Source organism: Rhodococcus sp. OK611 (assembly GCF_003050885.1).
GTDB lineage: Bacteria > Actinomycetota > Actinomycetes > Mycobacteriales > Mycobacteriaceae > Rhodococcus_G > Rhodococcus_G oryzae.
On record NZ_QAOZ01000004.1, the window covers coordinates 355,943 to 380,922 of the forward strand.

At 68.5% G+C, this 24,980-nt stretch carries 21 protein-coding genes, 2 tRNA genes and 2 pseudogenes; 15 read left to right on the forward strand and 10 right to left on the reverse strand.

Going from position 1 to position 24,980, the window contains the following annotated elements; translation table 11 throughout:
• Positions 1-74 precede the first annotated feature (74 nt).
• Positions 75-1,448 carry a zinc-dependent metalloprotease gene (locus tag C8K38_RS07285; protein ID WP_097210614.1) on the reverse strand — a complete coding sequence of 458 codons (1,374 nt, stop codon included), beginning with the start codon at positions 1,446-1,448 and terminating at the stop codon, positions 75-77.
• Positions 1,449-1,538: 90 nt separating this feature from the next.
• On the opposite strand from C8K38_RS07285, the gene C8K38_RS07290 reads away from it, so the two are divergent.
• On the forward strand, positions 1,539-2,561 hold the full coding sequence (locus C8K38_RS07290) for a YlbL family protein (RefSeq protein WP_097210615.1): 1,023 nt from the start codon (positions 1,539-1,541) through the stop codon (positions 2,559-2,561).
• 22 nt (positions 2,562-2,583) lie between these two features.
• Here the strand turns inward: C8K38_RS07290 and C8K38_RS07295 are convergent, their stop codons facing one another.
• Positions 2,584-3,201, reverse strand: a complete 618-nt coding sequence (locus C8K38_RS07295) for a PPA1309 family protein (protein ID WP_257017121.1) — start codon at positions 3,199-3,201, stop codon at positions 2,584-2,586.
• Positions 3,202-3,283: 82 nt separating this feature from the next.
• Here C8K38_RS07295 and C8K38_RS07300 point away from each other — a divergent pair, with 82 nt between their 5' ends.
• Positions 3,284-6,208, forward strand: coding sequence for a UPF0182 family protein (locus C8K38_RS07300; RefSeq protein WP_097210616.1), 2,925 nt, complete (start codon positions 3,284-3,286; stop codon positions 6,206-6,208).
• 70 nt (positions 6,209-6,278) lie between these two features.
• On the opposite strand, the gene C8K38_RS07305 is transcribed toward C8K38_RS07300, so the two are convergent.
• Complete coding sequence (locus C8K38_RS07305; RefSeq protein WP_097210617.1) at positions 6,279-6,866, reverse strand: transglycosylase family protein; 588 nt, start codon at positions 6,864-6,866, stop codon at positions 6,279-6,281.
• 448 nt (positions 6,867-7,314) lie between these two features.
• On the opposite strand from C8K38_RS07305, the gene C8K38_RS07310 reads away from it, so the two are divergent.
• The 4 genes from C8K38_RS07310 to C8K38_RS07325 all read left to right on the forward strand — a co-directional run bounded on the left by C8K38_RS07310 (position 7,315) and on the right by C8K38_RS07325 (position 8,715).
• Positions 7,315-7,391: transfer RNA gene (locus tag C8K38_RS07310), tRNA-Met, on the forward strand.
• Between the two features lie 159 nt (positions 7,392-7,550).
• Positions 7,551-7,889 carry a hypothetical protein gene (locus C8K38_RS07315; protein WP_097210618.1) on the forward strand — a complete coding sequence of 113 codons (339 nt, stop codon included), beginning with the start codon at positions 7,551-7,553 and terminating at the stop codon, positions 7,887-7,889.
• Between the two features lie 14 nt (positions 7,890-7,903).
• Positions 7,904-7,980, forward strand: a tRNA-Met gene (locus tag C8K38_RS07320).
• 75 nt (positions 7,981-8,055) lie between these two features.
• Positions 8,056-8,715 carry a type 1 glutamine amidotransferase gene (locus C8K38_RS07325; RefSeq protein ID WP_097210619.1) on the forward strand — a complete coding sequence of 220 codons (660 nt, stop codon included), beginning with the start codon at positions 8,056-8,058 and terminating at the stop codon, positions 8,713-8,715.
• On the opposite strand, the gene C8K38_RS07330 is transcribed toward C8K38_RS07325, so the two are convergent.
• Complete coding sequence (locus C8K38_RS07330; RefSeq protein WP_097210620.1) at positions 8,712-10,337, reverse strand: acyl-CoA synthetase; 1,626 nt, start codon at positions 10,335-10,337, stop codon at positions 8,712-8,714. The two genes, C8K38_RS07325 and C8K38_RS07330, sit on opposite strands and share 4 nt — an antisense overlap.
• Positions 10,338-10,580: 243 nt before the next feature.
• Between C8K38_RS07330 and C8K38_RS07335 the strand changes: the two genes are divergently transcribed.
• Positions 10,581-10,928, forward strand: a complete 348-nt coding sequence (locus tag C8K38_RS07335) for a hypothetical protein (RefSeq protein ID WP_143548388.1) — start codon at positions 10,581-10,583, stop codon at positions 10,926-10,928.
• Here C8K38_RS07335 and C8K38_RS07340 read toward each other — a convergent pair.
• The 3 genes from C8K38_RS07340 to C8K38_RS07350 form a co-directional block, all read right to left on the reverse strand.
• A complete protein-coding gene (locus C8K38_RS07340) occupies positions 10,921-11,229 on the reverse strand; it encodes a WhiB family transcriptional regulator (protein WP_269588428.1) in 309 nt (102 codons plus the stop codon). The genes C8K38_RS07335 and C8K38_RS07340 overlap by 8 nt on opposite strands.
• A 210-nt stretch (positions 11,230-11,439) precedes the next feature.
• Complete coding sequence (locus C8K38_RS07345; protein WP_097210622.1) at positions 11,440-12,648, reverse strand: acyl-CoA dehydrogenase family protein; 1,209 nt, start codon at positions 12,646-12,648, stop codon at positions 11,440-11,442.
• A 28-nt stretch (positions 12,649-12,676) separates the two neighbouring features.
• On the reverse strand, positions 12,677-14,089 hold the full coding sequence (locus C8K38_RS07350) for an acyl-CoA dehydrogenase family protein (RefSeq protein WP_097210623.1): 1,413 nt from the start codon (positions 14,087-14,089) through the stop codon (positions 12,677-12,679).
• A gap of 158 nt (positions 14,090-14,247) precedes the next feature.
• Between C8K38_RS07350 and C8K38_RS28055 the strand changes: the two are divergent.
• The 7 genes and pseudogenes from C8K38_RS28055 to C8K38_RS07385 all read left to right on the forward strand — a co-directional run.
• Positions 14,248-14,991 (forward strand): annotated as a pseudogene (locus C8K38_RS28055) (amidohydrolase family protein); the annotation flags it as partial.
• Positions 14,992-15,172: 181 nt separating this feature from the next.
• Positions 15,173-16,351, forward strand: coding sequence for a sensor histidine kinase (locus C8K38_RS07360; protein ID WP_257017135.1), 1,179 nt, complete (start codon positions 15,173-15,175; stop codon positions 16,349-16,351).
• Positions 16,348-16,980: a response regulator gene (locus C8K38_RS07365; protein ID WP_097210624.1), complete on the forward strand. Its 633-nt coding sequence runs from the start codon at positions 16,348-16,350 to the stop codon at positions 16,978-16,980. Before C8K38_RS07360 ends, C8K38_RS07365 begins: the two co-directional genes overlap by 4 nt.
• 77 nt (positions 16,981-17,057) lie before the next feature.
• Positions 17,058-17,735, forward strand: a complete 678-nt coding sequence (locus C8K38_RS07370; RefSeq protein ID WP_097210625.1) for a response regulator transcription factor — start codon at positions 17,058-17,060, stop codon at positions 17,733-17,735.
• Positions 17,732-18,721, forward strand: coding sequence for a HAMP domain-containing sensor histidine kinase (locus C8K38_RS07375; protein ID WP_097210626.1), 990 nt, complete (start codon positions 17,732-17,734; stop codon positions 18,719-18,721). Before C8K38_RS07370 ends, C8K38_RS07375 begins: the two co-directional genes overlap by 4 nt.
• 101 nt (positions 18,722-18,822) lie before the next feature.
• Entirely contained in the window at positions 18,823-20,337 is a 1,515-nt protein-coding gene (locus C8K38_RS07380; protein WP_306455715.1) for a DUF4153 domain-containing protein, read from the forward strand.
• Between the two features lie 126 nt (positions 20,338-20,463).
• A complete protein-coding gene (locus C8K38_RS07385; RefSeq protein ID WP_108168804.1) occupies positions 20,464-21,459 on the forward strand; it encodes an IS481 family transposase in 996 nt (331 codons plus the stop codon).
• Here C8K38_RS07385 and C8K38_RS07390 read toward each other — a convergent pair.
• Positions 21,456-21,782 (reverse strand): hypothetical protein, encoded by a 327-nt coding sequence (locus C8K38_RS07390; protein WP_097210629.1) that lies wholly within the window; start codon positions 21,780-21,782, stop codon positions 21,456-21,458. The two genes, C8K38_RS07385 and C8K38_RS07390, sit on opposite strands and share 4 nt — an antisense overlap.
• Before the next feature lie 15 nt (positions 21,783-21,797).
• Positions 21,798-23,300, reverse strand: coding sequence for a multicopper oxidase family protein (locus C8K38_RS07395; protein ID WP_097210630.1), 1,503 nt, complete (start codon positions 23,298-23,300; stop codon positions 21,798-21,800).
• 145 nt (positions 23,301-23,445) lie between these two features.
• Between C8K38_RS07395 and C8K38_RS07400 the strand changes: the two genes are divergently transcribed.
• Entirely contained in the window at positions 23,446-23,814 is a 369-nt protein-coding gene (locus tag C8K38_RS07400) for a DUF1304 domain-containing protein (protein ID WP_097210631.1), read from the forward strand.
• Here C8K38_RS07400 and C8K38_RS07405 read toward each other — a convergent pair.
• Positions 23,811-24,980 (reverse strand): annotated as a pseudogene (locus C8K38_RS07405) (hypothetical protein); the annotation flags it as partial. The gene C8K38_RS07400 and the pseudogene C8K38_RS07405 overlap by 4 nt on opposite strands.

A 24,980-nucleotide genomic window follows, 5' to 3' on the forward strand; every position in this document is an offset into this window, starting at 1 on the left:
GCGCAGACGAGCGCTGCGCACCCGGTTATCCACAGGGGCGCGGCGCCGATGGCCTGGGGTTTTCGTTCCGGCCGCTACTCCGTCGGTCGGTCGGTGTCCCCACCCTGCTCACGCTCGCGGGCCTCGGTCGCCTCGAGTTGCGCGATCGGGTCGTCGAAGGCGCTGGTGCCGCCGCCGACCACACGGTCGACGAATCCGGCGGGGCTGTCCAGATCGGAGGAGTCCGGCAGTAGATCGGGGTGCGCCCACACCCCGTCCCGGCCCTCGATCCCGGCGCTCTCGGTGAGCAGGTGCCACAGGCGCGACGCCTCGCGGACCTTGCGGGGGCGTAGTTCCAGGCCGACGAGGGTGGCGAACGTCTGCTCCGCGGGACCGCCGGTGGCGCGGCGACGGCGGAGCGTCTCGGACAGGGCGGCCACCCCGGGCAGCCGGTCGCCGAGCGCCTCGGACACCACGGTCTCCACCCAGCCCTCGATGAGGGCGAGCATGGTCTCGAGGCGTTCGAGGGCCTGCTTCTGCTCGGGCGTCGTCTGCGGTTCGAAGGCGCCCTGCTGGAGGATCTCCTCGATCTTCGACGGATCGGTCAGCGCGCTCGGGTCGATGCCCTGGGCGGCCTCCTCGATCGCGGAGAAGTCCATCCGGATGCCGCGCGCGTACTCCTCGACGGTGGCCAGCAGTCGCTGTCGGAGCCACGGCACGTGAACATACAGGCGGTGATGAGCGGCCTCGCGTGCGGCGAGGAACACCAGGATCTCGCGATCGGGCTGCTCGAGACCCTCGCTGAACTTCTCGATCGCCGTCGGCAGCAGCGCCGACACCCCACTGGGGCCGAGCGGGAGCCCGACGTCGGTGGAGGTCAGCACCTCGGAGGAGAGCTGGCCGAGGGCCTGGCCCAGCTGAGAGCCGAAGGCCAACCCGCCCATCTGTCCGAGCATGCCCATCATCGGGCCCGCCATCTGCTTGGCCTCCTCGGGGAGGCCGCTCGCCCACATGCCCGAGATCTGTTCGGCCACCGGGTCGCACAGGCGCTTCCAAGTGTCGAGGGTGTTCTCGAGCCAGTCGGCTGCCGTCCAGGCGACCGCCTTGGACGCGCCGGCGGGCAGGGTGGTGGCGCCGTCCAGCCACACCTCCGCGAGGTGGGCGGCGTCGGCGACCGCGGTGCCGGTTCCGCTCGAGATCGGGGCCACGGAGCCGAGCTGCTGGAGGGCGAGCTTCTTGGCGAGGTCGTAATTGACAGGGCCGCTACCGCCGGTGCCCATCGCGCCACCCATGCCGCTGAGCATCTGCCCGAACTGGGTGAGCATCTGGCCGAGCTGCGTGGGGTCGAAGCCCTCGGGGGTGAAGCCGAACGGGATCCCGCCCGGACCGGGCGAACCCTCGCCGTCCCGACCCTTGTCACGGTCGGGATCGTCGTCGGAACTCGAGAAACCAAACGGCGGATTGCTCATGGCTCAACGGTACAAGGCATCGTGGGGGTTGGTGGCGGCGGAGATGACGCTCAGCGCGAACACGCCAGGCCGCCCTCTACGCTGGGCCGGGTGAATCGACGGATGGTGACCCTGGCCGCTGCGCTGGTGCCGGTGGTGGCGCTCTTCACTCTCGGGACCGCGGTGACCGTGCCGTTCGTGGCCCTCGGACCGGGACCCACCTTCAACACCCTCGGCGAGGCCGACGGCAAGCCCGTGGTCGAGATCGAGGGGACCGAGATCGATCCGACGTCGGGCAACCTGAACATGACCACCGTCTCGGTCCGTGACGGACTCAACATCTTCGAGGCCTTCGGGAACTGGATCAGTGGGCGCTACGGCCTGGTACCGCGCTCCGAGGTGTACCCGCCGGACAAGAGCAAGGACGAGGTCAAGCAGGAGAACGAGGCGGACTTCGCGCAGTCGGAGGATTCCGCGGAGCTCGCCGCGCTGCACTACTTGAACCTGCCCGTCGCGCTCGAGGTGGTCGACGTAGCCGAGGACGGACCGGCCAAGGACGCGCTGCGGCCGGGCGACCAGCTGCTCGCCATCAAGGGCACGCAGGTCAAGACTGTCGGTGAGGTGCAGCGGGCGGTTGCCGAACTCGAACCCGGCAGCGAGGTCAGCGTGCTGCTGCGTCGCGACGGCCAGGAGATGACCGTGCCGGTGACGCTCGGCGCGCGGCCGGGAGCCACGGACCACGGCTACCTGGGGATCACGCCGCAGGAGAAGCCCGAGGTCCCGTTCACCGTGGAGTTCAACCTGGCCGAGGTGGGCGGCCCCTCGGCCGGACTGATGTTCACCCTCGCGGTGATCGACAAGCTCTCGCCCGGCGAACTCAGCGGTGGCGGGTTCGTGGCCGGCACCGGGACCATCGACTCCGAGGGAGAGGTCGGCCCGATCGGCGGCATCCCGTACAAGTTGCTCGCCGCCCGCGAAGCCGGGGCGACCACCTTCCTGGTGCCGTCGAAGAACTGCGACGAGGCCCGTCAGCGGGTACCCGAGGGTCTGCGGCTGGTGAAGGTGGACAACCTCGACGGCGCGGTGTCGGCGCTCGACTCGCTGAATTCCGGCGGCGACGCGCCCGCCTGCTAGGGCCGGTTTTCGGCCCCGCGGGTCAGTCGTCGGGCGCGTCGAACGTCGCGTACAGCGCGTTCACCAGGTTCGGCGCGAGGTCCTCGTAGGTGAGCAGCTCGGGTTCGGCATCGAGGTCGTCTTCCTCCGGCTTGAGCTGGAGCACGCAGACGGACGGGCCGTCCCGCAGCACCGCGGCGATGAGCCGGGCCTCGCGGCGTTCGGGGTGGGCGTTCGCGGTGGCGCGGGCGATCTCGTCGGCGGCGTGCTCGTCGGTCACCACCGGTGCCACCGCGCTGTCGAGATCGGACTCGGCCGTCGGCGGCAACACCACGATCTCCTGCACCAGGGCGCAGCCGACGACCTCCGCGGGCCAGCTGGTGGTGGACAGGAACTCGTCGAGCGCGGGGGTGCCGCCACCGATGTCCTCCGGGAACGGCTCCTGCTCGACCGGCGTCAGCTCGGTGCCGTCCTCGAGCTGATCGATGAGGTCGGGCTCCGCGGCGGCCAGGACGGCGGTGGGGACGAGGGCGAACATCACCGGCGGTTGACCCCATCCGCCCGCGTCGACGAAGTCCGACACCTCGCGTATGCACCGGGGGAGTGCGTCGACGGAGAAGTCGGCCGGGTGGCCGTAGTACACGCCATTGCTATCGCTCACGGTCCCATCCTCCCACCCACACGTAGAGTGGTCACAACCACCGCGGCGCCTGTGCGCCGCCCGAATCACTGGAGAGTGGCACGTGGGCATGCGGCCCCCCACCGGCTTACCGTCGTTGTCCCGTCGAAGTCGAGTGCTGCTGGTATTGGCGCTCGTAGCCGCGGCACTGTTGCTGATCGGTCCCCGGCTGATCGACACCTATACCAATTGGTTGTGGTTCGGCGAGGTCGGATTCCGGACCGTCTTCACCACGGTGCTGGTCACCAGGCTCCTGCTGTTCCTGGCGGTGGCGTTGCTGGTCGGTGGGGCGGTGTTCCTGGCGTTGCTGCTGGCCTACCGCTCCCGTCCGGTGTTCGTGCCGGTCGCCGGGCCCAACGACCCGATCGCCCGGTACCGGACCACGGTGATGGGTCGGCTGAAGGCGTTCGGCATCGGCATCCCGGTCGCGATGGGTCTTCTCGCCGGACTGGTCGCGCAGTCGAACTGGGTGACGGTGCAGCTGTTCCTGCACGGTGAGTCGTTCGGTATCAAGGACCCCCAGTTCGGCCTCGACATCGGCTTCTACTCCTTCGACCTGCCGTTCTTCCGGCTCGTGCTGAACTGGCTGTTCGTTGCCGTCCTCATCGCCTTCTTCGCGAACCTGTTGACGCACTACGTCTTCGGCGGGCTCCGGCTCAGCGGCAGGGACGGCGCGCTGACCAAGGCGGCGACCGTCCAGCTCGCGTTGCTGGCGGGCACCTTCGTGTTGCTCAAGGCCGTCGGCTACTGGCTGGACAGGTACTCGTTGCTCTCGAGCAGCCGCAAGGAGCCCACCTTCACCGGCGGCAGCTACACCGACATCAATGCGGTGCTGCCTGCCAAGCTGATCCTGATGGCCATCGCGGTGATCTGCGCCCTCGCGTTCTTCGCCGCGATCTTCCTGCGCGACATCCGGATCCCCGCTATGGCCACCGCGCTGCTGGTGCTCTCCTCGATCCTGATCGGCGCCGTCTACCCGCTGGTGGTCGAGCAGTTCTCGGTGAAGCCGAACGCCGCGCAGAAGGAGAGCCCGTATATCGAGCGCAACATCCAGGCGACGAGGCAGGCGTATGGGATCACCGACGACACCGTCGAATACGTCGACTACACGGGTGTCGCGACGAAGCAGCCGCAGGATGTGCCCGCGGACGTGACGACGATCGCCAACACGCGGTTGCTCGACCCGAACATCCTGTCGCCGACGTTCACCGCGCAGCAGCAGTTGAAGAACTTCTATGCCTTCCCGAAGGCGCTCAACATCGACCGGTACGAGATGAACGGTCAGCTGCGCGACTTCGTGGTGGCGGCGCGCGAGCTCTCGCCCGCCAGCCTGAGCGGGAACCAGACCGACTGGATCAACAAGCACACCGTGTACACGCACGGCAACGGATTCGTCGCCGCGCCCGCCAATCAGGTGACCAAGGTCTCGGGGGACAGCCAGAACAACACCGGCGGTTACCCGATCTACAGCGTCAGCGACCTCAAGACGCAGCCGTCGGATCCGGCTCTGCGGGTGGACAATCCGCGGATCTACTACGGCGAGGTGATCGCCAAGTCGGACGCCGACTACGCGATCGTCGGCGCTGCGGGCGGCGAGCCCCGCGAGTACGACACGGACGACTCGAAGTACACCTACACCGGCGCCGGTGGTGTCGGGATCGGCAACTGGGTGAACCGGATGGCGTTCGCGGCCAAGTACACCGAGCGCAACATCCTCTTCTCCGGTGCGATCGGCGACGATTCGAAGATCATCTACAACCGCGACCCCCGGGACCGGGTGAACCAGGTCGCGCCGTGGCTGACCACCGACGGCACCATCTACCCCGCGGTGGTCGCGGGCCGGATGCAGTGGATCGTCGATGCCTACACAACACTCGACAACTATCCGTACGCGCAGCGCTCCTCGCTCGACGGCCTGGTCGAGGACAGCGTCGACCAGGCCACCGGACGGCTGCTGCCGAAGAAAGAGGTCTCGTACATCCGGAACTCGGTCAAGGCCACCGTCGACGCCTACGACGGAACGGTGACCCTGTACCAGGTGGACGAGCAGGACCCGGTTCTCAAGGCCTGGATGGGCGTCTTCCCCGGCACGGTTCAGCCCAACAGCGCGGTCACCGACGACCTGCGGGCGCATTTCCGATACCCCGAGGACCTGTTCAAGGTGCAGCGGGAGATGCTCGCCAAGTACCACGTGGACGACCCGAACGAGTTCTTCACGAACAACAACTTCTGGTCGGTCCCCAGCGACCCCACGGTGGAGACGGATAAGAACCAGCCGCCCTATTACGTGTTGCTCGGCAACGAGGAGACGGCAAAGCCCGAGTTCAAGCTGACCAGCCCGATGGAGGGATACAACCGGGAGTTGCTGGCCGCGTACATCTCGGTCGCGTCGGATCCGAAGGACTACGGCAAGTTCACCGTGCTGCAGTTGCCGACGGAGACGCAGACTCAGGGCCCGCAGCAGGCACAGACCGCGATGACGTCGAATCAGACGGTGGCCAGCGCGCTGTCGCTGATCAAGCAGTCGAACAAGATCCAGTACGGCAATCTGTTGACGCTGCCGATCGCCGAGGGCGGCATCCTGTACGTCGAACCGTTGTACACCCAACGGAATTCGACGAATGCCTTCCCGCAGCTCACCGCGGTGCTGGTGAGCTTCACCGACACGAAGGGCATCCGCGTCGGCTATGCGCCGACGCTGGCGGAGGCGCTGGATCAGGTGTTCGGTTCGGGGGCAGCCTCTGTGGCGACCGCGCCGGGCGGGGCGGCGCCTGCGACGGATGGGGAGCAGCAGGCGCAGCCGCCGGGCGGACCGACCGCGGTCCCGCCGCCGGCACCGAGCGGTAACGTCGACGCCGCGCTGACCGAGGTCGACGCAGCGCTCGGGGCGGTCAAGACGGCGCAGCAGAGCGGCGACTTCGCGGCGTACGGTGCGGCGCTCGACCGGCTGCAGAAGGCGGTCGACGCCTACCAGGGGCTACCCAAGTAACAGCGCACGACAGCAAAGGGGCCCTGCCATCCGGTCGGATGGCAGGGCCCCTTTGCTGTCGTGCGCTGGATCAGCGGGTCAGGCTCGCGAGGGCCACACCGTTGTTGGCGATCAGCTGCTGGATCTGATCTCCGAAGCCGTGCTGGTTCGCCAGGGCGACGGCGGCGTCGGACGCCTTCTTGACCTGGTCGGCGGCGGGCGCCGGGATGGTCTCGAGGGCAGGCAGGGCCGGGGCGATGACCGCGGGGATGGCCGGGATCTCGACCGGAGCGGGCGCGGGGGCGGGCGCGGGGGCCGGCTCCGGGGCAACGTCCTCGGTCGCGGTGCTCAGGTACTGACCGCACACCGGCCAGGCGCCGGGGCCCTGGCTGGCGAGGGTGTTCTCCGCGACGCGGATCTGCTCGGCCTTGGATGCGCCGTGCGGCGAGCCGCTGCCGCCGTTGGCGGTCCAGGTGCTCTGGGAGAACTGCAGGCCGCCGTAGTAGCCGTTGCCGGTGTTGGTGCCCCAGTTGCCGCCGCTCTCGCACTGTGCGACGCCGTCCCAGTTGTGGGAGGCGGCGCTGGCGGTGCCGGTGGCGAGGCCGAAGGGAACTGCGACGAGTGCGCCGGTGGCGGCAACCCATCCGAGGGCACGCGTGGTCATCTTGCGAGTCGTCATGCGGGGTGAATCCTCTCCGCGCTTGCGAACGGGCCGGCCTGGGGCGGAGTGAGTTCCTCTCGCCCGGCACACAAACACTGGCGCCGCGTCCCTGCCCCTCGAAGGTTTCGGGGTTCCGATCCCGCGGGGCAGAGTGAGCAGCGGCGGGTCGGCTTAAGCCCGGTTGTTTCGGGCCGGTGGCGACCGTACGCAACATTTTCGACACGGTCATCCCGCCGTCCGGACGTCCCCTGCACCCGAAAATCCGTGCCGGATCGAGCATTTCCGCAGGTGAGTGCGCGCCGTTGTCAACAGGATGCGTGTTCGTTATGCGTCCGTTATGTGGCTGGGATCACGGCCCATTTGTGCCTTGGGTCACCTGTTTCCGTGCTTTCCGGGGGGCGGTTTCCGGCCCCGCCGCACGCGATTTGTGTTCTGTTCCGCCGCTCGTGTAACTTCGTAAATGCATCGCGGGGTGGAGCAGCTCGGTAGCTCGCTGGGCTCATAACCCAGAGGTCGCAGGTTCAAATCCTGTCCCCGCTACCAAAGAACGAAAGCCCGGTCCTCGGACCGGGCTTTCGTCGTTTCCGGGGTTCCCGATGCGGAAACAGGTATGTACCTGGGTAGTACTCCCGTCGTCATCGGGGCCGGTAGGCGGCAGGCTGTGAACGTCTCGCCAGCCACGCCAGGGAAGGTGCTCACCCCATGAAGACCGAACAGTTGGTTCATGGTGACTACGTCGCCGCGATGTTCTCTCACGATTTCGTCGAGGGCGGCTTCGATCGGGGTGCTGTCGAACGGATCCGATGTGGTGTGTTCGAGGAGTGGATCTCCGCGGTTGCTCGATCGGGTGTGTTCTCCGACAAGGAGGTCGCGGGGGTCGTGGCGGCGTGGCGACGCGATCCGAAGTCGCTCTTGGATGCCCTTCTGCAGGACGCGGACGAGGTGACGCGCAGGCGCTACGAGTCGACCTGGGAGTCGCTGGATCGGGTTGCCGATCCGCTGGATCCGGCTGTGGTCGGGAGTGCCCCAATTCTCGTGTAGAGTTATCAGTGCAGCGCGGGGTGGAGCAGCTCGGTAGCTCGCTGGGCTCATAACCCAGAGGTCGCAGGTTCAAATCCTGTCCCCGCTACCAATGAACGAAAGCCCGGTCTTCGGACCGGGCTTTCGTCGTTTCTCGGTGATGTCGCTGTTGTGCCAGTCTTGGCCGGTGACTCAAACCTGGTGGATCATCAAGCATGTCGCCTTCGAGGGGCCGGCCCTGATCGGGACCGTGCTCAGCGCACGGGGGATCGGTTACTCGGTCTGCGAGCCCTTCGACGGAGACAGCCTCCCGGAGGCGTCCGAGTGCGCCGGACTGGTGGTCATGGGTGGTCCGATGAATGCGCTCGACGACGCCGGCCACCCCCACCTGGCGGCCGAACGCGCGCTGATCCGTGACTGCCTCGATCTCGGCGTCCCGGTGATCGGGGTGTGCCTCGGTGCCCAGCTCCTCGCGGCGGCGCTCGGGGCCAACGTATTCGAGGGCCCCACAGGAGAATTCGGTGCCGGGACGGTCACCCTCACCGATGCCGCGAAGTCGGACAAGGTCTTTGGTGGTCTCGGCGGCGAAATGCCGGTGGTGCATTGGCACGGCGACACCTTCGACCTGCCGGAGGGAGCGGTGCTGCTCGCGGGCAGCGCGTCCTATCCGCACCAGGCCTTCCGGGTCGGGGACAACGCCTACGGCCTGCAGTTCCATGTCGAGCTGACGGCTGCGGAACTGCCCGTGCTGCGCGAGCACATGCCTGCGGGCACCGCGCCCGACGCGGATCAGCTGGCGGCGATCGAAGCCGTCGGCCGGACCATCATCGGCGCATTCCTCGATTAGTCCTTCGGGGTTTCCATCTCGATCAGGACCCGCCGGAGCAGTTTTCCGGTGGCATTGCGGGGCAACTCCTCGAGGAAGACCACTTCGCGAGGCACCTTGTAGCGGGCGAGGTGCTCCTTCACGTAGGCCTTGAGCACCTGATCGTCGGGTGTGGAGTCCGGTGTCGGCACCACGAATGCCTTGAGCCGGTGGCCGAACTCGGCATCGTCGACGCCGATCACCGCCACCTCCAGCACATCGGGGCGCTCGTAGAGCAGGTTCTCGACCTCGAGGGGGTAGACGTTCTCGCCGCCCGAGACGATCATGTCGTCGTCGCGGCCGTCGACGAAGAGCAGCCCGTCCTTGTCGAAGTGCCCGACGTCGCCGGTGGCGAGCAGCCCGTTGATCCGCTCCTTGTCGCGGCCGTCGGTGTATCCGCTGAAGCTCAGTCCGCTGGAGACGAAGATCCGGCCCACCGACTCGGGTTCGGTGATCCGCACCCCCGCGTCGTCGTAGAGCTCGACGTGACAGGTCACCGGCGCTCTGCCTGCGGTGCCGGGTGCAACCGCGAGGTCGGCAGGCGTGGCGACTGTCGCAACCGCGACTTCGGTTGAGCCGTACAGGTTGTGCAGAACATGGCCGAAGGCCCCGGTGGTGCGCCTGCTCAGATCGGGGGAGATGGCGGACCCCGCGGCGAAGATGATCTTGAGGTTGGTGGTGTCGTACTTCGACAGGATCTCGGGGCCGAGGTCGATGATCCGCTGCAGCATCGTCGGGACCACGACGAGGACGTCGGCCCGTTGCTCGGCGACGAGGCGGACGCTGCCCTCGGGGTCGAACTTGCGCTGCATGACGACCGTCTGGCCGAGCGCAAGCGCGATCGCGAACTGGGACATGCCGGTGCCGTGGAAGGCGGGCGCCGCCATCACCATTGTCTGGCCGGGACGCAGCGGCACCCGGTCCAGGAACTGGGCGGATGCCAGCGGCGAGGTGCGCTCGCGCGGTGCGCCCTTCGGGGTTCCGGTGGTGCCACTCGTGAGCAACACGAAGCTGCCGTGCGTGGCCGGATGGGGGACGGCGCTGGTGGGCTGACCGGAGATGAGATCGTCGAGCGTTCGGGCCCCGTGCCCGGTGTCCTTGCCCCAGGACAGGAAGAGCCGCACGTCCGAGGGTAGGGCCGCGGCGACGTCGGCGAACTCCTCGTCGTAGACGAACGACCGAACCTGTTCGCGGGCAGCGACATCCACCAGCTGCGGGGGAGCGAAGCCGGTGTTCATCAGGACCAGCTTGGCGCCCAGCTTCGCGGCGGCGAGCATTGTGAGGACCAGGCCGCGATGGTTGCGGCACATGGCGCCCATCACCGACCCCGGAGCGATGCCGTTCGCCTCCCAGGCCCGCACCAGGGCGTTGGACTGCTGCTCGAGCTGGGCGTAGGTCAGTTGCCCGTGTTCGTCGATGATCGCGACCGCGTCGAGTCCGGCCTCGGCGTGCGCGTGGATCGGCCCGGCGAAGGGGCCGTATTTGCGGACCGCGAGGATGGCCGCGATGCCCCGGTCTACCCGGGGAAACGGGACGAGACCCGCGCGTACCATCACCCGCGCCGCCCCGAGGGTATCGATCGTCTTCGTCAGAACACCCGGCATTGGAATTTGCCCCCTGAGCCCAGAATCGATCCGGTGAGTGGATGGTCCTCAGCCTAGTGCGGGGTGGGTGCCCGGTGGCAGGTTTCGAACGGCGCGAGGGAGCGTGAAAGCGGCCGCTGTAACGAAGCGCGGGCAGAAAACCGACAGATTGGTAGGTTTCTGGTTTCGATTGAGGGGGATCTGTGATGATCACGTCGAAGCATGTGTCATGGGTGCCGCGCCGCGGTCGCGATCGGTGTCGGTGTGGCGGCACCGGCGGCTGCGACAGCAGATCCGCTGGCGCCTGTCACGGCTTTCGCGGCGGGTGCCGCCGTCGGTGACATCGCCGCTCCGCAGGGATTGACGACCCAAACTCTGATCGCGGCGCGGAATGCGGGGCTCCCGATCTACGAAGCGGTCGCCCCGGACACCTTCTGGGTCGAACCCGGCTCTCTCGCCAGTCCGATCGTGGTCAACCTGCGCGAGACCTGGCAGGAGAATGTCGGCTTTCCGCTGATGCGGTGGGACCCGACGCCGCTGAAGTTCACCAACAGCCCGCTCGTGCACTTGCCGGACGGCGGCCCGAGCGTCGGCATCGCACTCATCACGTAGGTCCGGTGGAGTCGATCTCCATCAGATCGGCCCACGACTCGACGTTGGGGTGACGCTTGAGCAAAGCCCGCCGCTGACGCTCTGTCATCCCACCCCACACGCCGTATTCGATTGCGTTGTCGAGTGCCTCGATGCCGCACTGAACGATGACTGGGCACCGCCGACACAATGTGGCCGCCTCGCGCTGGGCGGCGCCACGAACGAACATCTGATCGGGGTGCTCGGTGCGGCACAGCGCGCGTTCCACCCAGGTGCACTGATCTGCGGGGAGTGGCGAGTCGAAGTCGCCGGGGACATTGATCCCCAGCGCCAGTCGGGCACTATTCGATGAACGCGTCACGTAGGCGAATCATGCCCTACTCGATTATCCGGATTCCCAGGGGTAATTTCGTGGAAATTGTTGTTAATCAAGCGCTTTGGGGATGCAAGACCGCTCAGTGCAACGAGTCCGCCCCCGCCGCCATTGGAGGCGACGGGGGCGGACGTTGCATGAAACAGCGTGCAGCGCAGACTACTTGAGCTCGGCAGACGACTTTCCGAGCACGCGCCTCGCCACGATCAGCTGCTGGATCTGCTGGGTGCCCTCGAAGATGTCGAGGATCTTCGAGTCGCGGCCCCACTTCTCCAGGAGCGTGTGCTGCGAGTATCCGAGGCTGCCTGCCAGCTCGACGGCCTTGAGCGTGACGTCGGTGCCGGTGCGTCCCGCCTTCGCCTTGGACATCGACGCCTCGAGCGAGTTCGGCTTCTTGTTGTCGGCCATCCAGGCCGCCCGCAGCGACAGCAGGTAGGACGCCTCCCAGTCCGCCTCGAGGCGGAGGAACTCGGCGGCCGCCGCGTGCTGGTTGTAGGCGGGGGTGTCGTACGAGACCTCGACACCCGCCTCGGCCAGGATGCCGCGCAGTTCCTCGAGTGCGGCCCGGCCGACGCCGACGGCCATGGCGGCCACCAGCGGGCGGGTGTTGTCGAAGGTCTGCATGACGCCCGCGAAGCCCTGCTCCACGTTCACCTCGGGGCTGCCGAGGATGTTGTCCTTGGGGATCCGGCAGTCCTGGAGCAGCAGCACGGCGGTGTCCGACGCCTTGATGCCGAGCTTGTGCTCGAGACGCGCGACGGACAGGCCAGGGGCGTCCCGCGGCACCACGAACGACTTGATCGCGGCGCGGCCCTTCGACTTGTCGACCGAGGCCCACACCACGACGTGGGTGGAGCGCTCGCCCGCGGTCACGAAGATCTTCTCGCCGTTGAGAACCCACTCGTCGCCGTCCAGGACGGCGGTGGTGGTGACGGCCGCGGAATCAGAACCGAAGCTGGGCTCGGTGATGGCCATCGAGGCCCAGACCTTGCCGAAGCGCTCGAGCTGTTCGTCGGTCGACACCGCCGCGATCGCAGCGTTGCCGAGTCCCTGGTAGGGAATCGAGAGCATCAGGCCGACATCGCCCCACGAGGTCTCGAGCGCGTTCAGCAGTGCGGCCATGTTGCCGCCGTTGGAGTTTCCGAGCAGCTCGGTGGAGGCCTCCGACCGGCCACCGGCAGCGCCACCGACGTCACCGCCCGAGTCGTTGAGGCCCTCGATCATGGCCGCCATGGTGTCGAGTTCGACGGGGTACTCGTGCTCGGCCAGATCGTACTTGCGCGAAATGGGCCGGAAGATCTCCGCTGCGACCTGGTGTGCCTGGTTCGCAGAGGCTTTGAGCTTCTTGGGAAGTTCGAGGTTGATCATCAAAGTCTCCTAGTGGACAGCAGCGGCGTCAGATGAGGACGATGCCCTCGGCAACGCCGATGGCTCGCAGGTCGCGGTACCAGCGCTCGACCGGGTGCTCCTTGGTGAAGCCGTGGCCGCCGAGCAGCTGCACACCGTCGAGGCCGATCTGCATGCCCTTCTCCGAGGCGAGCTTGCGGGCCAGCGCCGACTCGCGCGCGAAGGACAGACCCTGCTCGGCGCGGGAGGCGCCGCGGAGGGTGACCAGTCGCAGGCCGTCGAGCTCGATGGCGATGTTGGCGACCATGAAGGCCACCGCCTGGCGATGGCTGATCGGCTCGCCGAACGCCTCGCGCTCGTTGACGTAGGGGATCACGTAGTCCAGCACGGCCTGGCTGGTGCCGACCGCCATCGAGGCCCAGCCGAGGCGGGCCAGGCGGATGGCGTTGGCGTAGTCGGCCGCACGCTGGGCGGCGTCGCCGTCGCCGAGGATGGCGGATTCGGGCACCGAGACGTCGGTGAGGATCAGCCGGCCGAGGCCGGCCGCGCGCAGTCCCATGCTGGGATCCGCCTCAACGACGAGGCCCTTGGCGTCGGACTCGACGATGAAGAAGGCCTGCTTGCCGTCCAGCTCGGCCGCGACGATGAACAGCTCGGAGTCCGCGGCGGCGGGCACGAAGGACTTGACGCCGTTGAGCTTGTAGCCGCTGGGCGAGCGAACCGCCTTGGTCTGCAACGCGAACGGGTCGAACAGCGCGCGGGGCTCGTTGACCACAACTGCCGCGTTCGGCACCTTCTCGCCGGTGAAGGCCGGGAGGTAGGTCTGCTGCTGGCTGTCGGTGCCCCACTGGGTCAGGGCGACCGCGACGCCGCTGGGCGCGAGGATCGGCAGCGCCAGGCCCATGTCGCCGTGCGCGAGCGCCTCGGCGACGAGGGAGTTGGTGACCGCGCCGCGCTCGCTGGCGGCGCCGTCGAGCTCCTCGGGCACGTTGATGAGGGTGATGCCGAGCTCCGCGGCGCGCGCGACCAGGTCGGCGGGCGAGGCGGCGGCCGCGTCCGCGTCGTGCGCGGCGGGGCGCAGGATCTCGCCCGCGAAATCGCGGACCGTCTCGACGATCATCTTCTGCTCGTCGTTCGGGGTGATGTCGAAGTAGTCGGCGTTCTTGGCCTCGGCCGTGGGCAGACGCTTCGGCTGGCCGCCGCCCGAGACCTTCGTGAACGTCCTGGTCGCAGCTCCGAGCGTCTTGAAGCCGGTCTTGGTGCCCTCGTAGGTGACCCGGTCGATGGTCTGGCGGAGGTTGTACTTCTCGGCGAGCTCCGAGCCGGTGATCTTGGTGAGCACCCGCATGGCTGCTCCCATCGCGTCCCGCTTCACCGGGTTCAGGCCTACGGCGGAGGTGTCGCGGGGCTCACGCTTGGCGCCGTTTGCTCTCACAACGCTGTCTTGCTTACTCATGATCACCAGTTTCTCGGTGTTCGGTCGTGGACACCCGTTATCTTACTCCGGAGTAAGATAGGAAGTCGAGAATTTCATAAGAGTGATCACGGTCACCAGCCCGGTCTCCCATTCCGCGGTGACCGCGCTTGATCGTCGATACCGCCCGCGACCAGGCTGGGGGCATGGCGGACAACCAGGCCATCGCGATCGTGGACCCGCATGTGCATCACTGGCTGCCGTCGAGACGGCCGTGGTACCCGCTGATGCAGCAGCGGGGCGACGCGAGGCCCTCCACGCTCGGTGACCTGCGCCGATTGGCACACGACTACACCGCGGCCGACTACCTCGTCGACACCGCCGGCTATGAGGTCCGCGCGATCGTACATGTCTCGGCCGTCAGCCGAACCGGAACACATCTCGACGAACTGGAGTGGATCGGGGAGCTCGCACGCGCGGACGGTTGGCCCGCTGCGGCGATCGGCACCGTCGACCCCGCCGCCGGCTGGCCCTCGATCCGGGCCGACCTCGACACGCAGCGACGCAACCCGCTCTTCCGTGGGATCCGGGTGCTGCGTGGGCTCCGCCCTGATTCCGAGGTGACCGTGCCGCTGCTCGACTACCTGCGGCGGCACTCGCTGGTGTTCGACCTCGTCGCGCATCCCCGCTCCATGCCGGGCTGGTCCGAGGTCCTGCGCGGCCACGAGAACCTGGCCGTGGTGCTCGAGCACGCCGGATGGCCCATCGCCGCAGCGGATTTCGATGAGTGGTCGGCCGCGCTCGGTGTGCTCGGTGAGCGCGCGAACGTGCAGTGCAAGATCTCGGGGCTGGGCATGGCGCTGCACACCCTGGACGGGGCGGCCCAGCGGCCGTGGGTGCTTCGGTGCCTGGAGGTCTTCGGTCCGCGGCGGGCGATGTTTGCGAGCAACTTCCCGGTGGACCGCATGTACGGGCGAGTTCGACCGGCTGTACGACGGATACCGGGCAGCGGCGGCGCAATTCGATGCCGACGCTCGGTCCGCGCTGTTCGAGACGAACGCGCGGCGCGTCTACGGCCTCCTCCCCAGGTAGGAGGTTTCCGACCATCGGCTCACCTACCGTTGAGTCGTGATCGAGATCCGACCGCGTCGCGACCTGCGCCCGCTGGTGCGCTGTGCGCCCCTGGTCCTGGTGCCGCTGATGCTGCTCGCGAGCGACTTCCCTGGCGAGTACCAGGTGCCTGCCGGTTACTGGCTGCTGTCCGTGGCCGCGGCCGCGGTCTTCGTCGTGGGCGACCGGTGGCCGCTACCCGTCTCTGTCGTGCTGTCCGCGCTGGCGGTTCCGCTGTTCGCCGCGGACGCGTGGGGGCTGTCCGAGCTGGTCCCGTATCTGGGGGCGGTGTCGCTGGCCGAGGTCGCGATGCGCACACATCGGACCTGGCAGGTGGTCACGGCGACCGCGTGCTGGACCGGTGCGGTGCTAGCCGGGATCTGGGTCGACAGCCACACGGACTTCTGGCGCCCCGCGACCGCGGTCTCGACGGTGGCGTATGTGGGCCTACCCCTGCTGCTCGGGCTGTACCTGCGTGCGCAACGGGACCTCGCGGTGACCTACCGGGCGCAGGCAGCGTCGGCCGAATCACGCAGGGCCGAAGCCGAACTCCACGCGAGGACCGCCGAACGCAGTGCGCTGGCGAGGGAACTGCACGACCTCGTCGCGCACCACATGGCATCGATCGTGCTGCGGATCGGGGTCGCGCGGCACGTGCTCGCAGATGCGGACCCGCGGGTACACGAGGTGCTCGACGACGTGCACGCGACGGCCTCCGATGCGCTCTCCGACATCCGCAGGCTGCTGGTGGCGTTGCGGGATCCGGCGCTGGGCGAGGTCGCGCTGGTCGAGTCCGACGCGGTGCCGACGGAGATCGAGGCCGCGATCGAGCGCACCCGGGCGGCGGGGTTCACGGTTTCCTCGGAGGTGGACCAGGACCTCCGCGGGCTGGACGCGATCGGCAGGCTCACGTTGCTGCGGGTGGTGCAGGAATCGCTGACCAATGTCATGAAGCACGTGGACCCTGGCGGGGCGGTCGCGGTGACGGTGGCACACCGAAGTGCGGGAATCGCCGTCCGGGTCACCGACTCCGGCCATGATGCGGGCGTCCCGAATCCGGCCGGGCACGGGATCATCGGGATGGGGGAGCGCGTCGAACTCGTCGGCGGCACCCTCGACGTCGGCCCCACCGAGCGGGGGTGGGAGGTCGATGCCTGGCTCCCCGGCGCCGCCGTCACGGCAGCGGAGGGGGAGAAGTGATCCGATTGCTGATCGTCGACGACCAGCGCCTGGTCCGCGCCGGGCTGCGGATGCTGTGCGAGTCGACCGAGGACCTCGAGGTGATCGGCGAGGCGGCGAACGGGGTCGAGGCGGTCCGGCTGGCCGCCGAGCTGTCTCCGGACCTGATCCTGATGGACCTGCGGATGCCGGGACTGGACGGCATCGAGGCGACCCGCCAGATCCTGGGGTCGCGGCCGCAGGCAAAGGTGCTGGTGCTCACCACCTTCGACGACGACGATCACCTCTATCCCGCGCTGGCGGCGGGGGCGGCGGGATTCCTGGTCAAGGACACCGCGCCCACCGATCTGTTGAGCGCGATCCACCGTATCGTCGACGGCGACATGCTGTTCTCACCCGACTTGTTGCGCCGCCTGGTCGATCGCGCGCTCGAGACCGGCCCGCAGCCGTCCGGGGACGCGGGCGTCGCGCTGACGGCACGTGAGCAGGAGGTGCTGGCCCTCGTCGGTGACGGGCTGAGCAATCAGGAGATCGCCGACCGACTGCACCTCGGGGTGACGACCGTGAAGACGCACATCGCCAACCTGATGGACAAGACCGCCTGCGACAACCGCGTCCGGCTGGCGGTCTACTCGCACAAACTCGGCTGAGTCGCGGCCCACAAACCTGCACACAACCTTCACAACTCCTGCCGGGCATCCCCACACCCGGCCCATACAGTCGATGCATGACCCAGCGAAGAGTGCTCGTCGTCGACGACGAACGCACGATCTCCGAGTCGATTGCCGCGCGGTTGCGCGCGGAGGGGTACGAGGTCGAGACGGCGGCGGACGGGCCGGGCGCGGTGTCCGCGTGCGCGAGCTTCGACCCGGACGCGGTGGTGCTGGACGTCATGCTGCCTGGCTTCGACGGGCTCGAGGTGTGCAGGCGTATCCAGGCCACCCGGCCGGTTCCGGTGCTGATGCTGACCGCCCGCGCCGACGAGACGGACATGGTGATCGGGCTCGGGGTGGGCGCGGACGACTACCTGAGCAAGCCTTTCAGCATGCGGATCCTGGTCGCTCGAGTGGCCGCGCTGCTGCGCCGTTCCGAGCGTGCCGTGCCGGAGCAGCCCGAGACCCTCGCCATCGGCGAGGTGACGATCGACCTCACCGCTCGGCGGGTCCGGCTCGGATCCGAGGAGGTCCACCTGACCCGGACCGAGTTCGACCTGCTGGCGCACCTGGCCCTGCGGCCGCGCGCGGCGATCGCCCGCGAAACGCTGCTCGAACAGGTCTGGGGCTGGGGCGAGTCGGCCAGTAGTCGCACCGTCGACAGCCATGTGAAGGCGTTGCGCCGCAAGTTGGGCGGCGACATGATCCGCACCGTGCACGGGGTCGGTTACGCGCTGGAGGTGCCGAGGTGAACTGGCCGAGGCCGCTGGACCCGTTGCGTTCGTTCAAGGCCAAGACCGGCCTGCTGGTGGTCGCCTCGCTGTTCCTCGCCTCGCTGACCTTCTGGATCACCGCGCAGTGGCAGTTCCGGTTCGCGTTGCTCGCGGCCCTCCTCGCCGCGCTCGCGGTGACGCAGGTACTCGCGCACGGCATGACGTCGCCGCTGCGGGAGATGACCGCCGCGGCGCGGGCGATGGCGACCGGCGACTATTCGCGCCGGGTGCGTTCGACGTCGCGGGACGAGATCGGCCAGCTGGCGACGGCGTTCAACCAGATGGCGGAGGACCTCGAGGCCGACGACCGATACCGCCGTGAGCTGATCGGCAACGTCTCACACGAGCTGCGGACCCCCATCGCGGCCCTGCAGGCGGTGCTGGAGAACGTGGTCGACGGCGTCGAGACGGCCGATCAGCAGACGATGCGGTCGGCGCTCGCCCAGACCGAACGGCTGGGCAGCCTGGTGGCGGACCTGCTGGATCTGTCCAGGCTGGAGGGTGGCGCGGTGCCGTTGCAGCGCACCACCTTCGAGATCGAGCCGTTCCTGGACGAGGTGATCCGGCAGGCCGCAGGCCCCAGCGGTCCGTTGCCTGCCCTGGTGGAGGTGACACCGGCGGGGCTGCGCGCCGTCGCGGACACGGCCCGACTCCATCAGGTGATCACCAACCTCCTCGACAACGCGGCGCGGCACGGTTCGCCGGATGCGCCCGTGCGGGTCCGGGTCCGGATCGACCAGGACTCGGGCCAGCTGATCCTGGACGTGCACGACGACGGCCCCGGCATCCCCGTGGCCGACCGGTCCCGGGTGTTCGAGCGCTTCACCCGCGGCGGCGCGCAGGACGGCGGGACCGGCCTCGGCCTGGCGATCGCACGCTGGGCGGTCGAGCTGCACAGCGGCCGTATCGAGGTCCTCGACACGGGTCCGGGCTGCTGCATCCGGGTGTCGATTCCACAGACCTAGCGCAACCAACAAGACGAATTCCCTTGGGGGTCCGGCCTTCCCGGCCGGTCCCGTGATGACGCCTGCCCGCGTGCCGGGCGGGCGCGGATCAGGAGGACCAGATGAGCGCAGAGACGATGAACCGAGCGATGACGGCGGCGCGCCCCGAAATGGTGCGGGGCGGCCGCCCTTGGCGCTGGCCACGCGGGATGTGGCGGCAGGACCACACGTCGATGGCCCCCCGCGCGACCCTGGCCGCTGCACTGGGTGCCGGCGCCATCGCCACCCTCACATTGCAGGTGACGGTGGTGAGCATCGCCTACCTCCTGACCGGAGTGGCGGTGGCGGCGACCGCATTCGCGACCGTTCGTCCGCGTCCGACGGGGCTGCAGATCGGCGCGGCCCTCGGCGCCCTCGCCCTGCTCGCGGTGGCGGCGGTGCGCGGCGCCGAGTGGCTGATCACGCTGTGCGTCGTGGCGAGCTGGGTCGTCGGATCGGTCGCCCTTGTCGGCGGCTGGACGTGGACGGGCCTCGCGCTGGCGTCGACCGCGGTCTGGCTCACCCCCGTGCGGGTGAGCGGCTGGGTGCGGCGTGGCCGCGCCCGGCTACGGACCGGGCGGGGGGTGAAACCGGGACGGGTGCTCGCCGTGACGGCGATCAGCGTCGTGCTGATCCTGGTGTTCGGTTCGCTCTTCGTCAGCGCGGATCCGGAGTTCGCCGAGCTGTTCGGCGCCGTGGTTCCCGACGTGCAGGTGACGAATCCGGTGGGCCGCCTGATTCTCGGCTTTCTCGTCGTGGGCACCGCCCTCGCGGGGGCCTACCTGCGGCGACGGACCCCGCGATTCGATGCACTGGCGCCCCGGCCCGGTCGCCCGGTCGCGCGGTGGGAATGGGCGGTGCCGCTGGCGCTGCTGGACCTGCTGTTCGTCGTTTTCGTCGCGGTGCAGGTACGGGTGCTGTTCGGCGGGGACGACCATGTGCAGGACACGGACGATCTGACCTACGCCGATTACGCGCGGCAGGGCTTCTGGCAGCTCACCGCGGTCACCGTCCTGACCCTGGCCGTCATCGCGGTCGCCGTCCGGAAGGTGGATCGGCGGGACTCGGGGGACCGGTTGAGCGCCCGCCTGCTCCTCGGGGCGCTCTGTGTCCTCACCCTCGTGATCGTCGCGTCGGCGGTGCATCGGATGTCGCTGTACGAGAACGAGTTCGGCTTCACCCGGCTGCGCGTGGGCGTGATGGCGACTGAGCTGTGGCTGGGTGTGGTCTTCGTGTTGCTGATGGTGGCCGGGGTGCGGATGTCGGCGCGGTGGCTGCCGCGGGCGGTGCTGGCTTCGGTGGCGGTGGGGTTGCTCGGGTTCGCCGCGCTCAATCCGGATGGCTACATCGCGGAGCGGAACGCGCAGCGGTACGCCGACACGGGGCACATCGACGTCGGGTACCTGCGCGGCCTGTCCGTCGATGCGGTGCCCGCCCTCGACCGGCTGCCAGAGCCTGCACGCTCGTGCGCGCTGCTCGGGATGGACGTCGACGACGACACGGCGTGGTTCGAGTACAACAACGCGCGGTCGCGTGCGCGCGAGATCCTGCGGGCGAGGCCGGTAGGGGAGTGCACCGACCTTTTCTCGCTGGGCTAGGTGTACTGCCCAGGCAGGTTGGTTGAGGGATTGCGACGACACGCTGTGACTGGTCGTTGAACAGGGAAGGTCTCCTGTCGTGAAGTGGAAGTTGCTGAGACAACCACTGACCGACAGGAGACCTTCGTGGTTCACGCTAATGCACCCCTGACTCCGAGGGGCCGGCTACTGCTGGCCCAGCTCATCGTCGACGACGGCTGGCCGATCGTGCGGGCAGCCGAACATTTCAACGTCTCCTGGCCCACCGCGAAACGGTGGGCCGTGCGATACCTGGAGATGGGCGAGGTCGGCATGGTCGACCGCTCCAGCCGCCCACACCACAGCCCGAACCGCACACCGGAACAGGTCAAACGCAAGATCGTGGACCTGCGCTGGCGCACACGCCTATCCCCGCTAGCGATCGCCTCCCGGCTGAACATGCCGGCTTCGACAGTCCATGCGGTCCTGGTGCGGTGCCGCCTGAACCGGCTCTCGCACATCGACATCCGCACCGGCGAGGTGATCCGCCGCTACGAACACCCCCACCCGGGGTCGATGATCCACGTCGACGTCAAAAAGCTCGGCAACATCCCCGACGGCGGCGGCTGGCGGTTCGTCGGACGCGCGAAGGGCCGCAAGAACCGCCAGAGCACACCCGGAACGACCCGCAGCCGACACCACAATGAACTGCTCGGTCACGCGTTCGTGCACACCGTGATCGACGACCACTCCCGAGTCGCCTACGCCGAGATCCACGACGACGAAACCGCGACGACGGCCGTCGTCGCGGTGCTGCGCCGGGCGGTGAGCTGGTTCGCCGCCCGCGGTGTCACGGTCGAACGGGTCCTGTCCGACAACGGTGGCTGCTACCGCTCCACGCTCTGGAAGCAGACCTGCGCCGAACTGGCGGTCAAACACAAACGCACCCGCCCCTACCGGCCGCAGACCAACGGCAAGATCGAACGCTTCCACCGCACCCTGGCCGCCGAATGGGCCTTCGCCCGCCACTACAAGTCCGAACGAACCCGAAGATCAGCGCTACCGGCGTGGCTGCACACCTACAATCACCACCGGCAACACTCCGCCATCGGCAGGAACGTTCCCTTCAGCCGCTTGACCAACGTCCCTGGGCAGTACAGCTAGGTCCAGGGCGGGATGGGCCGCTTGACCCACATGATCTTCTCGTCGGCGTGCGCCGGGGTGGCCTGCGGGTGGTCGGGGTTCGCCGCGGCCCATGTCGACTTCTGGTCGAGCAGGTCGGCAACCACGGTCCAGGTCTCCCTGGTGCTCGGCGGATTCGCGCCCGCTGCCCTCGCGAGCTTGCGCAACCGGTCGTCGGGCAGGTCGAGGAGCTCGGCTCCGCTGATGGCCCGGTCCCACGCGAACCGGGCCAGTTCGGTGGCCTTCTCGCGCCGCTTCCGGTCGGCCGCGTCGGTGTGCGCGAAATCGACCTCGTCCGGTTCCATCAGGCCTCCCAACCGCTAGCCGCCGTGCCCCTGGTGTGACATGTCCATGTCCATCGCCATCGGAGCGGGCTTCTGACCCGGTTCGAGGACGAGGAACTGCCCCATCATGCCCTGATCCTCGTGCAGCAGCAGATGGCAGTGGTACATGTACGGAAAGGTCGGGTCGGAGTACTCGGTGAAGCGCAGCGCCAGCCGGAACCGGACGCCCGGCGGCGTGTAGACGGTGTCCTTCCAGCCGGCCAGTGCCGGGGGCGGCGGGCTGCCGTCGATGTCGATGATCTGGAACTGCACGTCGTGCACGTGGAAGTTGTGCGGCCAGTTGTCGACATTGCGCACCGTCCACACCTCGGTGGTGTCGACGGTGGGGGAGAAGTCGATGCGGTTCATGTCCATCTGGGCGCCGTTGATCATGAACCACTGGAGCTCGAAGCTGCGCTCGGCGGCCGCACCCGTGGGGTCGAGCCGTGCGATGGTCGCCAGCGATGCGGGTAGTGCGGGTGAGCCGGTCGGGTTCTCGCTGGGTCGCAGTTCGAGGACGTCGAAGCTCTCCTGCACGCCGAATGCGGCCGCGTCGCCGCGGTCGAGTCCGGCGTGGTCCTCGTGGGGCAGCGCGCGCAGCAGCGCGTTCGAGCCGTTCACGGCCACCACGATCTCCGCCCGCTCGCCGGGGCTGAGCCGGACCCGGGTGAGCGGCACGGGCGCCGCAAGCAGGCCGCCGTCGCTCGCGACCAGGTGGAACTCGCGATCGTCGGCGAAGCCGAGGTTGTACATCCGGCCCGAGGAGCCGTTGAGGATCCGCAGCCGAACCCTCTCGGTGCTGACCGGCAGGTGGGCGCCTGCGATCCCGTTGGTGACGATGGTGTCGCCCAGCAGTCCGATGTCGGTGGGGTCGGACTCGTCGAGGGTTCCGTCGGCGGTGAAGCGCTTGTCCTGGATGATCAGCGGGATGTCGTCCACCCCATAGGTCTTGGGCAGGTCGACGGCGTCGGTGACCTCGTCGTCGACCAGGAACAGTCCGGCCAGGCCGCGGTAGACGTGCTTCTCGGTGGAGCCGTGCGGGTGCGGGTGGTACCAGAGGGTCGCGCCCGGCTGGTTCACCGTCCATGCCGGCTCCCAGCGGGCGCCGGGCTCGATGGTCTGGTGCGGACCGCCGTCGAAGCGGGCGGGCACGTGCATCCCGTGCCAGTGCACCGTGGTCGCCTCGGGCAGGCCGTTGTCGATGGTGAACGCGACCGACTCGCCGCGGCGGGCGCGGATGGTCGGACCCAGCATCGAACCGTTGAACCCCCACGTCGCGGTCGACTTGCCTGCCACGATCTCCGAGCTGCCCGCCCCTGCGGTGAGGGTGAAATGCCGCGCACCCGCCCCGTCGGTCGTAGCGGTCGCGAGCGGAGGGATGGGCAGCGGCCGGGAAGAGGCTCCCGCCGGACTCGGCCGGCCGGCAGCGCATCCGGCGGACAGGGCGATCGGGGTGGCGGCGAGCCCCATCAGGAAGGCGCGCCTGGAGACGACGTTCATGCCCTCGAGTCTTCGGGGCGGGGGAGCGCGTGCCGCCCGCCCGGAGGCCGGGGTTTCGGCGATTCGGCTCCTCCCAGCGGGCCTTGTGCGGGCAGTCGTGCTGTGTTACCGCGCGATGCCCGTGCCGGTGTGGCATCGTTCTGTCATGCCGGTCATCGCCCAGATATTCGCTGGTCTCGCTGCTGCGCTACACGTCGTGATCTTTGCCATGGAGAGCGTGTGGTGGACGCGCCCGGAGGTCTGGAAACGCTTCGGACTGACCAGCCAGCAGGACGCGGATGTCGCCCGTCCGTTGGCCTACAACCAGGGTTTCTACAACCTCTTCCTGGCGATCGGCATCGTTGTCGGCCTGATCATCGGGGGCGCCGCCGGGCACGCCATCGTCGTCTTCTGCTGTGTGTGCATCGTCGGTGCCGCGGTGGTACTCGCATCGACGGGCGCAAAGTACCTGCGGCCGGCGGTGGTTCAGGGGATCACCCCGCTGCTCGCGCTGATCACCGCGGCCGTGTTCTAGAACGGCGGGGGTTGATGGCGGAGACGTTCGCCCAGGATCGCGAGGTGTTCGGCGTGGTGGGCGCGCAGTTGTGCGCACCGCGCGAGGTGGCCGGGGTCACTGATGGTGGCGAGTTCCGGGAGCGTCGGGGGTAGGTCGGTGGGCTGCATGTGGGTTTCCCACCAGGTCAGTTCGTAGATGCCGGGGTCGGGTGGTTCGGGCGGCGGCGGTGCGGGTGTCGGCTTCGAGGTCGGCCGCGCTGCGGGTTTCTTGGTGCGGGCGCTGGGTCGTTGCTCGACCGGCAGGGGCAGGGTGACCCCGATTGCGCCGTGTTGGCCGATCCAGACGATGACGTCGCCGTCGAGGCGGACGACGCGGAAGAGTCGGTCGGTCTTGGCCTGGTGGTGCCAGATGCAGGCGGGTTCGCCGTTGCTCTCCACGGTCCAGCCGCCCGCGAGGGGGTTGTCGGGGTCGAACTCGACGATGTGGTCGAACTGGCAGTCGCGGGCCTTGACGGTGCAGCAGGGGAAGGTGCAGGTGTCGTACTTGTCGAAGACCGCGGTGCGGACGCTGTTGCTGGGCCGGTAGGTCAGGGCTCCGCGGGGTGGGTGGGCGTATCCGCCGTGCCCGTCCGGGTATTGGCCGTCGAGCAGGGCGGGGTTCGCGGTGATCGCGTCGAGAATGTCGGTGATCCGCGGCCCTCGTGGGTTCGTGTCCGGTGATGGCCTCGGTGAGTCCTGCCGCGGCGGCAGTTGCCCCGCGGTCCTGCGTCGGAGGCGGTAGCGGGTCGGGACTCCAGGTGTCGGGTTCGAGACAGAGCTATCCCCTGGGTTGGGTTCCCCTGACTCGCTGTCGGACTTCGGTTCTCGTGGCAGTTGGCCGTCGCGGCGTCCCTCAGCGGCTTTGTCGCAGGCAATCTCGCCGCCGCTGACTCCGTCGTCATTGCCGTTGGTGTCGCCACCGCAGTAGCTGTCGCCCGCGCCCCCATCGCCCACAGAGCCGTTTCGTTCGGCATCGATGCGCCTTGCATCGGTGATCACCGCCTGCCACGTCGCATCCCCGGCGAGCAACCTCGCCAACTCCGGATCGATCGGCCCGTGACCCTCCACATGCCCGGGATGATCCGCCAACCGCAGCAGACTCTCCAGATCGATATGGATATGCACCTCGGGTTTCGGCCGCTCGGT

What these genes read in the sequence shown, in the direction of transcription:
- C8K38_RS07285 (WP_097210614.1), bottom strand. Translation starts at nt 1,448, where the DNA reads ATGAGCAATCCGCCGTTTGGTTTCTCGAGTTCCGACGACGATCCCGAC.
- C8K38_RS07305 (WP_097210617.1), bottom strand. Translation starts at nt 6,866, where the DNA reads ATGACGACTCGCAAGATGACCACGCGTGCCCTCGGATGGGTTGCCGCC.
- C8K38_RS07315 (WP_097210618.1), top strand. Translation starts at nt 7,551, where the DNA reads ATGAAGACCGAACAGTTGGTTCATGGTGACTACGTCGCCGCGATGTTC.
- C8K38_RS07330 (WP_097210620.1), bottom strand. Translation starts at nt 10,337, where the DNA reads ATGCCGGGTGTTCTGACGAAGACGATCGATACCCTCGGGGCGGCGCGG.
- C8K38_RS07345 (WP_097210622.1), bottom strand. Translation starts at nt 12,648, where the DNA reads ATGATCAACCTCGAACTTCCCAAGAAGCTCAAAGCCTCTGCGAACCAG.
- C8K38_RS07370 (WP_097210625.1), top strand. Translation starts at nt 17,058, where the DNA reads ATGACCCAGCGAAGAGTGCTCGTCGTCGACGACGAACGCACGATCTCC.
- C8K38_RS07380 (WP_306455715.1), top strand. Translation starts at nt 18,823, where the DNA reads ATGAGCGCAGAGACGATGAACCGAGCGATGACGGCGGCGCGCCCCGAA.
- C8K38_RS07390 (WP_097210629.1), bottom strand. Translation starts at nt 21,782, where the DNA reads ATGGAACCGGACGAGGTCGATTTCGCGCACACCGACGCGGCCGACCGG.
- C8K38_RS07395 (WP_097210630.1), bottom strand. Translation starts at nt 23,300, where the DNA reads ATGAACGTCGTCTCCAGGCGCGCCTTCCTGATGGGGCTCGCCGCCACC.
- C8K38_RS07400 (WP_097210631.1), top strand. Translation starts at nt 23,446, where the DNA reads ATGCCGGTCATCGCCCAGATATTCGCTGGTCTCGCTGCTGCGCTACAC.